Genomic DNA, 11,634 nt, shown 5'->3' with positions numbered 1-11,634 from the left:
TGCCAATGGTGTGCTCCCCTCTCCCATGAAATGGGAGAGGGGCCGGGGGAGAGGGCCGGCGGTTCAACGAGCGATAACGCTTGATCGACCGCCCACCCTCTCCCCCGACCCCTCTCCCGCAAGCGGGAGAGGGGAGCATACCGGCAGCAACAGCGGCAGCAGCAGGAGCAGCAGCAGCAGCAACCCCGGTGCCAGCGCGCAGCCAGCCCACCTCATCTCAACGCTCACTTTCCTAGGAGCGCGCATGTCCAATTTCATCGTCAAGAAGGTCGCCGTGCTGGGTGCCGGCGTCATGGGGGCGCAGATCGCCGCCCATCTCGTCAACGCCCGCGTGCCCGTGGTGCTGTTCGACCTTCCCGCCAAGGAAGGCCCCAAGAACGGCATCTCGCTGCGCGCCATCGAGAACCTGAAGAAGCTCTCGCCGGCGCCGCTCGGCATCAAGGACGAAGCCGGCCTGATCCAGGCTGCCAACTACGAAGACGACCTCGCGCTGCTCAAGGAGTGCGATGTGGTGATCGAGGCCATCGCCGAGCGCATGGACTGGAAGCACGACCTGTACAAGAAAGTGGCGCCGCACCTGGCTTCGCACGCGATCTTTGCCACCAACACCTCGGGCCTGTCGATCACCGCGCTGTCCGATGGCTTCGACGCGGACCTGAAGTCGCGCTTCTGTGGCGTGCACTTCTTCAACCCGCCGCGCTACATGCACCTGGTGGAGCTGATCCCGACCGCGACCACGCAGCCCGCGATCCTGGACCGCCTGGAAACTTTCCTGACCTCCACGCTCGGAAAGGGCGTGGTGCGCGCCAAGGACACGCCGAACTTCATCGCCAACCGCGTCGGTATCTTCTCGATCCTGGCCGTGTTTGCCGAAGCCGAGAAGTACGGTATTCCCTTCGATGTGGTCGACGACCTGACCGGCTCCAAGCTGGGCCGCGCCAAGTCCGCCACGTTCCGCACCGCCGACGTGGTGGGCCTGGACACCATGGCCCACGTGATCAAGACCATGCAGGACACCCTGCAGGACGATCCGTTTGCCCCGGTGTACAAGACGCCTGCCGTGCTCAAGGGGCTGGTGGATGCGGGCGCATTGGGCCAGAAGACCGGCGCCGGCTTCTACAAGAAGGAAGGCAAGGCCATCAAGGTGCTGGATCCCAAGACGGGCCAGTACGTCGACTCTGGCAAGAAGGCCGACGAGATCGTGGTGCGCATGCTGAAGAAGGATGCGGCCGAGCGCATCAAGCTGCTGCGCGAATCCAGCAACCCGCAGGCGCAGTTCCTGTGGGCGGTGTTCCGCGACGTGTTCCATTACATCGGCGTCTACCTCGAGCAGATCGCCGGCTCCGCGGCCGACATCGACCTGGCGATCCGCTGGGGCTTCGGCTGGAATTCCGGCCCCTTCGAGGACTGGCAATCGGCCGGCTGGAAGCAGGTGGCCGAGTGGGTGAAGGAAGACATCGACGCAGGCAAGGGCCTGGCCAATGTGGCCTTGCCGGAGTGGGTGTTTGCAGGTCCGGTGGCCGACAACCAGGGCGTGCACGGTGCGCAGGGTTCGTGGTCGCCCGCCGCGCAGGCCTTCGTGCAGCGCAACGCGCTGCCGGTGTACGCGCGCCAGGTGTTCCGCGCCGCGGTCAAGGGCACGGCGGCTGCCGATCCGCGCAAGGCCGGCCGCACCTTGGAAGAGAACGATGCGGTGCGCATCTGGGTGAGCGAAGGCCAGGACGATGTGCTGGTGGTCTCGTTCAAGAGCAAGATGAACACCATCGGCCCGGACGTGATCGACGGCCTGACGCGCGCCATCGACCTGGCGGAAACTGAGTACAAGGGCCTGGTGGTGTGGCAGCCCACGTCGCTGCAACTGGGCGCGCCGGGCGGCCCGTTCTCCGCGGGCGCCAACCTGGAAGCCGCGATGCCGGCCTTCATGATGGGCGGCGCCAAGGGCATCGAGCCCTTCGTCAAGAAGTTCCAGGACGGCATGATGCGCGTGAAGTACTCCGCCGTGCCGGTGGTGTCGGCGGCGTCCGGCATTGCGCTGGGCGGCGGCTGTGAGCTGATGCTGCATTCGGCCAAGCGCGTGGCCGCGCTGGAGACCTATATCGGCCTGGTGGAAGTGGGCGTGGGGCTGGTCCCGGCGGGCGGCGGCCTGAAGGAAGCCGCGCTGGCGGCAGCACGGGCAGCACAAGCTGCCGGCAGCACCAACTACCTGCAGTTCCTCACCAACCGCTTCCAGGCAGCGGCCATGGCCAAGGTCTCGTCCTCGGCGCTGGACGCGCAGAAGATGGGTTACCTGCAGCCGTCGGACACCATCGTGTTCAACGTGCATGAGCTGCTCTACGTGGCGCAAAACGAAGTGCGCGCCCTGTCCAACGCCGGCTACCGCGCCCCGGTGCCGGGCACGCTGGTGCCGGTGGCGGGCCGCTCCGGCATTGCCACTATCAAGGCATCGCTGGCCAATATGCGCGATGGCGGCTTCATCTCCGCGCACGACTTCCTGATTGCCAGCCGGATTGCCGAGGCGGTGTGCGGCGGCGATGTGGAAGCCGGCTCGCTGGTCAGCGAGGAATGGCTGCTGGCGCTGGAACGCAAGGCCTTTGTCGACCTGCTCGGCACGGGCAAGACCCAGGAACGCATCATGGGCATGCTGCAGACCGGCAAGCCGGTGCGCAACTAAGGCAAGCGAGGAACCGACATCATGAAACAACTGCAAGACGCATACATCGTTGCCGCGACCCGCACGCCGATCGGCAAGGCTCCCAAGGGCGCGTACAAGAACACCCGCCCGGACGACCTGCTGGCCACCATCCTGCGCGCGGCCGTGGCGCAGGTGCCTAACCTCGATCCCAAGCTGATCGAGGACGCTATCGTTGGCTGCGCCATCCCCGAGGCACAGCAGGGCCTGAACGTGGCGCGCATCGGCGCGCTGCTGTCCGGCCTGCCGAACACCGTGGGTGGCATCACCGTCAACCGCTTCTGTGCCTCCGGCCTGTCGGCCGTGGCCATGGCCGCTGACCGCATCCGCGTGGGCGAGTCCGACGTGATGATCGCCGCCGGCGTGGAATCGATGAGCATGGTGCCGATGATGGGCAACTCGCCGTCGATGTCGCCGGCTATCTTCGAGCGCGACGAGAACATCGGCATCGCCTACGGCATGGGCCTGACCGCCGAGAAGGTCGCACAGAAGTGGCAGGTCAGCCGCGAGGACCAGGACGCCTTCTCGCTCGCTTCGCACCAGAAGGCGATCCGCGCCCAGCAGGCCGGCGACTTCAAGGACGAGATCACGCCGGTGGACATCGTCGAGAAATTCCCCAACCTGGCCAGCGGCCAGGTCGACGTGAAGACGCGCACCATCTCGCTGGACGAAGGCCCACGCCCGGAGACCTCCATCGAAGGCCTGGCCAAGCTGCGCCCGGTGTTTGCCAACAAGGGCAGCGTCACTGCCGGCAACAGTTCGCAGACCTCCGACGGCGCCGGCGCGCTGATCCTGGTTTCGGAAAAGATCCTCAAGCAGTTCAACCTGGTGCCGCTGGCGCGCTTCGTCTCGTTCGCAGTGCGCGGCGTGCCGCCGGAGATCATGGGCATCGGCCCCAAGGAAGCGATTCCCGCGGCGCTGAAGGCGGCCGGCCTCACGCAGGACCAGATGGACTGGATCGAGCTGAACGAAGCCTTCGCCGCGCAGTCGCTGGCGGTGATGCGCGACCTGCAGCTGGACCCGGCCAAGGTCAACCAGATGGGCGGTGCCATCGCCCTGGGCCACCCGCTGGGCGCCACCGGTGCGATCCGTTCGGCCACCGTGGTGCACGCACTGCGCCGTAATAACCTGAAGTACGGCATGGTCACCATGTGCGTCGGTACGGGCATGGGCGCGGCAGGTATCTTCGAGCGCGTCTAAACGCGCCACAAAGAGCAAGCACGTCAAGCAAGCGCTGCGGTTCGCTGGCCGACGTATTGCTCCCCTCTCCCGCGCAGCGGGAGAGGGGTTGGGGGAGAGGGCGGGCGCGTCAGGCCAGCACCGGCGCATAAACACCGCCCTTCCTCCGAACCCGCTATCAGGTGAAGAAAGCAGTGCCATAACAAGGAGACAGCTGCCGCCTCGATGCGGCTCACCTGACAGGGAGGAAACAACAAGATGCAGGAGACACTCATCCTGGCCGACGCCGCGTGCGACATGCCGCGCGCGCTGATGGCCGAACTCGGCGTGCAGACGGTGCCGTTCCGCATTCGCGCGGGCGACCGCTTTGTGGCCGATGTGCGCGACGAGCCGGCCTTGCCGTCGCTCTACGCGCAGTACCTGGTCGGCAAGCAGGACCACTATGCCGAATCCATTCCCTTGCTCGAGCGCGAGATCGAAGACCACATGCTCAAGCATGTGGTGACCTCATGCGACCGCGCGCTTCTGCTCACCATCGCCAGCAGCCGCAGCAAGCTGTACGCGCATGCCTCAGGCGCCGTGGTCGGTACCGTGGCCAAGAGCTTCAAGGCGCGCAAGGATGCGGGGCGCACGGGGCTGTTCGAGCTGACGGTGATTGACACCGGCGCGATCGGCCCGGGCCAGGCGCTGATCGTGCGCGAGGCCGCGCGCATGCTGGGCGGCGGCGCCAGCGCGCAAGCGGTGGTGGAGGCGGTGGAGACACGCTTGCGCGACGCAGCGCATATGTTCCTGGTGCCCGACGAGTTGCTCTACATGTACACGCGCGCCAAGCACAAGGGCGAGAACAGCATCACCTGGGGCCGCTACATGCTCGGCAGCGCGTTCAATATCCGCCCCATCGTGCATATGCATCGCGGCCAGACCGAGCCGGTGGCCAAGGCGCGCGGCGCGGATGAAGGCATCCGCCGCGTGATGGCGCACGCGCAGCAATGCATCCGCAGCGCCCGCTTGCTGAGCCCGGCAGTATCGCTGAGCTATGCGGGACCTCCCGAGGCGATTCAAGCGTTGCCGGCCTACCAGTCGCTCGCGCGCACCGCGCAGCAGCATGACGTGGAGCTGATGCTGGCGCCAATGAGCCTGACGGTGGCGCTCAACGTCGGCGCAAAAGCGTTCGGGATGAGCTATCTTTGCGAGAATCCGCCGGCGTTCGAATGAGCGGCCCACTTGCTTAAGCGAAGGGCAAGGCAGACAAGCCAACCAAGCAGTAAGGAGAAGACGATTTCATGAGCATCCTGACCACCATCGAACAAGGCATCCTGACCCTCGAGTTCGATCGCCTCGACAAGAAGAACGCCATCACGGCGGCGATGTACCAGGCCATGGCCGACGCGCTGCGCGCCGCCGAGACCGACCCTGCCGTGCGCGTGATCGTGATCCGCGGCAAGCCGGAAGTGTTCACCGCCGGCAACGACCTGGAAGACTTCATGCAGCGTCCGCCCACCTCGGGGGTGGGCGATCAACCGGCGCCGGTGTTCCAGTTTCTGCAGCAGATCAGCCAGGCCAGCAAGCCGCTGGTGGCCGCGGTGAGCGGCCCGGCGGTGGGCGTGGGCACCACCATGCTGCTGCATTGCGACCTGGTCTATGTCTCCGAGACGGCCAAGCTGTCGCTGCCGTTCGTGCAGCTGGGCCTGTGCCCGGAAGCGGCATCGAGCATGCTGTTGCCGCGCCTGCTGGGTCACCAGCGCGCTGCCGAGAAGCTGATGCTGGGCGAAGCCTTCAGCGCGCAGGAAGCGCTGCAGATCGGCCTGGCCACGCGCGTGCTGCCGGTGGCGGAGCTCAACGAGTTCGCGCAGCAGCAGGCGCGCAAGCTGGCCGCGCTGCCGGCTTCGTCGCTGCGGGAGACCAAGCGGCTGATGAAGGGCGGCGACAAGGCTGCCGTGCAAGCGAAAATGGCGGAGGAGGGCGAGGTGTTCCGGCGCATGCTGCAGGCGCCGGAAGCCAAGGAGGCGTTCAAGGCGTTCTTCGAGAAACGCCGCCCGGACTTCTCGCAGTTCAACTAACTTGCATTGAAACCGCCGCTGCACCCTCAGGCCAGCGGTGCGTCCTTCTCCTTCGGCAGCACGCGCGGCTGGCGTGTATCGTCGGTGGCGACGTAGGTCAGGGTGGCTTCGGTCACCTTGACGATCTCGTTGCTGTGGCGCATGCGTTGCGCATAGACCTCCACCGACACGGTGATCGAGGTGCGGCCGGTCTTCTCGATATCGGCATAGAAGCTCACCAGGTCGCCGACAAAGACCGGATGCTTGAAGAGGAAGGAGTTCACCGCCACGGTGGCCACGCGGCCCTGGGCGCGTTCCACCGCCGGGATCGAGCCGGCAATGTCCACCTGGGCCATGATCCAGCCCCCGAAGACGTCGCCATGCACATTGGCATCCGCCGGCATGGGGACCACGCGCAGTGCGGGATTCTTGCCAGGGGGCAGGCAGGGGAGGACGTTGGCTTGATTCATGATGGCTGCTTGATGAGGCTGGATCGGGTTGGGGCGGGGTAGGGCGGGCAGCGAAGGAGTGACCTTGCCGCCGCGCGGCCCGGGCGTGGTGGCGCTGCCGTGACGCGCGATTGCGGCGTGGCGCCGGCTAATTATGTCGATCTCTGCCACAATCGCATATTCGCCCGAATTCTAACGTATGCGACGCTACTCTACGTCGGCCGAGCCGTCCCCCGCCCAGCCTTCTTCCCTCTTCGGCAAATCCAACGTTCCCCGCAGCGATTGGCAGACCGTGCGCAACCTGTTGCCCTATGTCTGGCACTACAAGTGGCGCGTGATCCTGGCGCTGGTGTGCCTGGTGGCGGCCAAGGTGGCCAACCTGGGCGTGCCGGTCCTGATGAAGAAGCTGGTGGACAACATGAATGTGCCCGCCGGCAGCGCGACCGCGCTGCTGGTGGTGCCGGTGGGGCTGATCGTCGCCTACGGGATATTGCGCTTGTCGGGCACGCTGTTTACCGAGCTGCGCGAGATCCTGTTCTCCAAGGTCACGCAAAGCGCGGTGCGCGAGATCGCGCTGCAGGTGTTCCGCCACCTGCACGCGCTGTCGCTGCGCTTTCACCTGGACCGCCAGACCGGCGGCATGAGCCGCGACATCGAGCGTGGCACGCGCGGCATCCAGTCGCTGATCTCCTACTCGCTCTACAGCATCCTGCCGACCCTGGTCGAGATGGGGCTGGTGATGGGCTTCTTCATCCTGCACTACGACATCTGGTTCGCCGCCATCACGGGCTGCGCGCTGGTGAGCTATATCGTGTTTACCATCGTGGTGACCGAGTGGCGCACGCACTTCCGGCGCAAGATGAACGAGTTGGATTCGCGCGCCAATCAGAAGGCCATCGATTCCCTGCTCAACTTCGAGACGGTCAAGTACTTCGGCAATGAGGAATACGAGGCCGGCCGTTATGACGAGAACCTGCGCAAGTACCGTACCGCGGCGATCCGCTCGCAAAACTCGCTGTCGTTCCTGAACTTCGGCCAGCAGGCCATTATCGCCACCGGCCTGATCCTGATCCTGTGGCGCGCCACCGTGGGCGTGGCGGCGGGCAAGCTCACGCTGGGCGACCTGGTGCTGGTCAACACGCTGATGATCCAGCTGTACATTCCGCTGAACTTCCTCGGCGTGATCTACCGCGAGATCAAGCAGGCCACCACCGACATGGATCGCATGTTCGTGCTGCTGGGCACCAACCGCGAAGTGGCCGATGCGCCGGGCGCCGGCGCCTTGCGCGTGCAGGGTGCGGCGGTGCATTTCAACCATGTCGGCTTTGGCTACGAGAGCAACCGCGTGATCCTCGACGATGTGGAGTTCACCATCGCCGCCGGCACCACTACCGCGGTGGTGGGCCACAGCGGCTCGGGCAAGTCCACGCTGGCGCGGCTGCTGTTCCGCTTCTATGACGTGAGCAGCGGCGGCATTGAGATCGACGGCCAGGATATCCGATCGATCACGCAGGACAGCCTGCGCCGCGCCATCGGCATCGTGCCGCAGGACACCGTGCTGTTCAATGACAGCATCTACTACAACATCGCCTACGGCCGCCCCGACGCCACCCGCGACGAAGTCATCGAGGCCGCGCGCGCGGCCCAGATCGACGGCTTTATCCGCGAGCTGCCGCAAGGCTACGACACGCCCGTGGGCGAGCGTGGCCTCAAGCTGTCGGGCGGGGAGAAGCAGCGCGTGGCCATCGCCCGCACGCTGCTGAAGAACCCGCCGATCCTGGTCTTCGACGAAGCCACCTCGGCGCTGGATTCCCGCACCGAACAGGCCATCCAGGCCGAGCTGATGCGGCTGGCGCAGAACCGCACCACGCTGCTGATCGCGCACCGGCTCTCTACCGTGGTGCATGCCGACCAGATCCTGGTGATGGACCGCGGCCGCATCATCGAGCGCGGCACCCATGCCGAGCTGATGCGGCTCGATGCCCGCTACGCCGAGATGTGGCACATCCAGGCGCGCAGCGCGGCCGAGAACGAGGCGCCCGTGGAGGATGCCGCGCTGGCCATCGAGGCGGGCGACGCGACGCAGGACGCCTGACACGCAAATAGCCAGGGCCGCGATGGATTGTTGACAATCCATCGCGGCAAACCGTCCCGAAATATCCGATTGCACGAATTTGGTTCGACAATAGGTGGCGTACCCGCCCCATCGCGGTGCGTGTTTGCATGGCACGCGCCTTGCGGACGAACTATCCAGGAAGACGACTAACTGGAGAGAGTTCAATGCCGCTATTCCGTGCCGCCACCCCGTTCGCCACCCCGTTCGAAGTCCCGGCCGCTCTCGCAGGCGCCCAGCCGGCCCATGCCGTGTCCGGCGCCGCCGCGTCCCCCGCACGCCGCCGCTGGTTGCAGCTTGGCATGGCGCTAGGCACCGCACTGGTGCTGTCGACACAATTTGCCGGCGAGGCGCACGCCCAGACCAAGGTCCGCTTCCAGCTCGACTGGCGCTTCGAAGGCCCGTCCGCGCTGTTCCTGCTGGGCGAGCAGAAGGGCTACTACAAGGCCGAGAAGCTCGATGTGGCGATCGACGCTGGCAACGGCTCGGGCAACGTGGTCAACCGCGTGGCTTCCGGCACCTATGACATGGGCTTTGCCGACCTTGCGTCGGTGATGGAGTTCTACGGCAACAACCCGGATGCCAAGAACAAGCCGGTGGCCGTGATGATGGTCTACAACAACACACCCGCCGCCGTGCTGGCGCTGAAGAAGTCCGGCATCAAGACCCCGCACGACCTGGCCGGCAAGAAGCTCGGCGCACCGGTGTTCGACGCCGGACGCCGCGCCTTCCCGATCTTCGCCAAGGCCAACGGCCTGCAGGCATCCAGCTTCAACTGGCAGGCGATGGACCCGACCCTGCGCGAGACCATGCTCACGCGCGGCGACCTCGACGCCATCACCGGCTTCTCCTTCACCTCCATCCTTAACCTGAACGCGCGCGGCGTGAAGGACGAGGACATCGTGGTGCTGCCTTACCCGCAATACGGCGTGAAGCTGTACGGCAACGCCGTGATCGCCTCGGAAGACTTCCTCAAGAAGAACCCGGAGGCGGTCAAGGCCTTCCTGCGCGCCTTCGCCAAGTCGGCCAAGGACGTGATCGCCAAGCCGGAAGAGGGCATCAAGGCGGTCAAGGCGCGCGACGGCATCATCGACGAGAAGCTCGAGACCAAGCGCCTGAAGATGGCGCTGGACAGCGTGGTCAAGTCGCCCGACGCGCGCGCCGAGGGCTTTGGCCGGGTCAACAAGCCGCGCCTCTCGCTGATGGCTTCGCAAGTGGCCGATGCCTTTGGCACCAAGGGCCGCATCAACCCCGACAACCTGTGGACCGATGCCTACCTGCCGTCCGCTGCCGAACTGGATGTGCTGCGATGACGATGGGCGCGACTTCCCAGCCTTCCCTGCGTACGGGGGCCGCGGCCCCCGCGGAACTGCCGGCCGAGCCGGCGGCGCGACCCTTTGTCGAGTTCAACCGCGTCTGGCTCGCCTATAACGACGAGCTTGCCCGCCAGGGCGAGTTCGCCATCGAGGACATCTCTCTGCAGGTCGAGCCGGGCGAGTTCATCGCCATCGTCGGGCCTTCCGGCTGCGGCAAGTCCACCTTCATGAAGCTGGCGACCGGCCTCAAGCCGGCCACGCGCGGCGTGGTCAAGATCGCCGGCGAGAAGGTCACCGGCCCGCTCAAGATGGTGGGCATGGCCTTCCAGGCCCCGACGCTGCTGCCCTGGCGCACCACGCTGCAGAACGTCATGCTGCCGCTGGAGATCGTCGAGCCGTACCGCTCCACGCTGCGCCAGAAGCGCGAGGAATACACGGCGCGGGCGCGCGAACTGCTGCGCACCGTGGGCCTGGCCGGCTACGAGGACAAGTACCCGTGGCAGCTCTCCGGCGGCATGCAGCAGCGCGCCTCGATCTGCCGCGCGCTGATCCACGAGCCGCGCATGCTGCTGCTCGACGAGCCCTTCGGCGCGCTCGACGCCTTTACCCGGGAGGAGTTGTGGTGCGTGCTGCGCGACCTGTGGCAGGCGCAGCGCTTCAACGTGATCCTGGTCACCCACGACCTGCGCGAGGCCGTGTTCCTGGCCGACACCGTCTACGTGATGAGCCAGCGCCCGGGGCGCATCCTCACGCGCAAGGAGATCGACCTGCCGCGTCCGCGCGACCTCGACCTGACCTATACCGAACCCTTTGCCGACCTTGTGCACTCGCTGCGCGAGAAGATCGGCCACGTACGGCAGCACTGACCATGAGTACTTTCTCTTCCTCGATAAGCGCGGCCCAGCAACGCCGCGTGCAGCGCGTGGCGCCGTGGCTGTTGCTGGGCACGTTCCTGCTGCTGTGGCAGGGCGCTTGCCTTGTGTTCAATGTGTCGGACTTCATCCTGCCCAGCCCCAGCGCGATCGTCACGTCGCTGTTCGAGTACTGGGATGTGATTGCCGGCCATGCCTGGCGTACCTTCTGGACCACCATGGTCGGCTTTGGCCTTGCCATCGTCGTGGGCGTGGTGCTGGGTTTGCTGATGGGCTCGTCCAGGCTGGCGTACGCGGCCGGCTATCCGCTGATGACGGCGTTCAATGCGTTGCCAAAAGCGGCGTTCGTGCCGATCCTGGTGGTGTGGTTCGGCCTGGGCGCCGGCCCGGCGATCCTGACCGCGTTCCTGATCTCGTTCTTCCCGATCATGGTCAATATCGCGACAGGGCTGGCTACGCTGGAGCCGGAACTGGAGGATGTGCTGCGCGTACTTGGTGCGAAGCGCACCGATGTGTTGCTCAAGGTCGGGCTGCCGCGGTCCATGCCTTATTTCTTTGCGTCGCTGAAGGTGGCGATCACGCTGGCATTCGTTGGCACTACCGTGTCGGAGATGAGTGCCGCTAACGAGGGCATTGGCTATCTGCTGGTCTCGGCCGGATCGGCGATGAAGATGCCGCTGGCGTTTGCCGGGCTGGTGGTGATTGCTGTGATGGCGATGGTGATGTATGAGTTTTTTGCGGTTTTGGAGAGGAGGGTGACGGGGTGGGCGAATAGGGGGTGATAGGGGGACGGGGGGTTAGCGCTTCTGGCCCCGCTGACGCGGGGGGTGTCTCTTGTGGGCGGGGTTTTGATGCTTCTAGCTGCTTGCGCGGCTGGGCGATTTTGATGGTTGATGGGCAGGACGTGTTTTGGCGCTTCTAGCTGCTGTCGCGGCTGTACGGGGTTGGCCGTTTTAGAACGTGTGAGATGTCACTTT

9 protein-coding genes are annotated in these 11,634 nt (G+C 65.7%); 8 read left to right on the top strand and 1 reads right to left on the bottom strand.

Annotation, left to right across the window (positions count from 1 at the left end):
• Window positions 1-244 precede the first annotated feature (244 nt).
• From ACGLHR_RS28130 to ACGLHR_RS28115, 4 genes are all read left to right on the top strand, one after another.
• Window positions 245-2,671: a 3-hydroxyacyl-CoA dehydrogenase/enoyl-CoA hydratase family protein gene (locus tag ACGLHR_RS28130; RefSeq protein WP_400097571.1), complete on the top strand. Its 2,427-nt coding sequence runs from the start codon at window positions 245-247 to the stop codon at window positions 2,669-2,671.
• Between the two features lie 18 nt (window positions 2,672-2,689).
• On the top strand, window positions 2,690-3,889 hold the full coding sequence (locus ACGLHR_RS28125) for an acetyl-CoA C-acyltransferase (protein ID WP_400097617.1): 1,200 nt from the start codon (window positions 2,690-2,692) through the stop codon (window positions 3,887-3,889).
• A 237-nt stretch (window positions 3,890-4,126) separates the two neighbouring features.
• A complete protein-coding gene (locus tag ACGLHR_RS28120) occupies window positions 4,127-5,083 on the top strand; it encodes a DegV family protein (protein WP_400097569.1) in 957 nt (318 codons plus the stop codon).
• A 68-nt stretch (window positions 5,084-5,151) separates the two neighbouring features.
• Window positions 5,152-5,928, top strand: coding sequence for an enoyl-CoA hydratase (locus ACGLHR_RS28115; RefSeq protein WP_318236636.1), 777 nt, complete (start codon window positions 5,152-5,154; stop codon window positions 5,926-5,928).
• Between the two features lie 26 nt (window positions 5,929-5,954).
• On the opposite strand, the gene ACGLHR_RS28110 is transcribed toward ACGLHR_RS28115, so the two are convergent.
• Window positions 5,955-6,377, bottom strand: coding sequence for an acyl-CoA thioesterase (locus ACGLHR_RS28110; RefSeq protein WP_318236635.1), 423 nt, complete (start codon window positions 6,375-6,377; stop codon window positions 5,955-5,957).
• A gap of 178 nt (window positions 6,378-6,555) precedes the next feature.
• Between ACGLHR_RS28110 and ACGLHR_RS28105 the strand changes: the two genes are divergently transcribed.
• The 4 genes from ACGLHR_RS28105 (at window position 6,556) to ACGLHR_RS28090 (ending at window position 11,439) form a co-directional block, all read left to right on the top strand.
• On the top strand, window positions 6,556-8,451 hold the full coding sequence (locus ACGLHR_RS28105) for an ABCB family ABC transporter ATP-binding protein/permease (RefSeq protein WP_400097567.1): 1,896 nt from the start codon (window positions 6,556-6,558) through the stop codon (window positions 8,449-8,451).
• Window positions 8,452-8,636: 185 nt separating this feature from the next.
• Window positions 8,637-9,782, top strand: a complete 1,146-nt coding sequence (locus tag ACGLHR_RS28100) for an ABC transporter substrate-binding protein (protein WP_400097565.1) — start codon at window positions 8,637-8,639, stop codon at window positions 9,780-9,782.
• Window positions 9,783-9,784: 2 nt separating this feature from the next.
• Window positions 9,785-10,651, top strand: coding sequence for an ABC transporter ATP-binding protein (locus tag ACGLHR_RS28095; RefSeq protein ID WP_400097564.1), 867 nt, complete (start codon window positions 9,785-9,787; stop codon window positions 10,649-10,651).
• Window positions 10,652-10,653: 2 nt separating this feature from the next.
• Complete coding sequence (locus ACGLHR_RS28090; protein WP_400097562.1) at window positions 10,654-11,439, top strand: ABC transporter permease; 786 nt, start codon at window positions 10,654-10,656, stop codon at window positions 11,437-11,439.
• Window positions 11,440-11,634 lie beyond the last annotated feature (195 nt).

The organism is Cupriavidus sp. CuC1 (genome assembly GCF_044627735.1).
Lineage (GTDB): Bacteria > Pseudomonadota > Gammaproteobacteria > Burkholderiales > Burkholderiaceae > Cupriavidus > Cupriavidus ulmosensis.
Note: the sequence above shows the minus strand (reverse complement) of the source record. Positions and strands in the feature narration are given on the sequence as shown.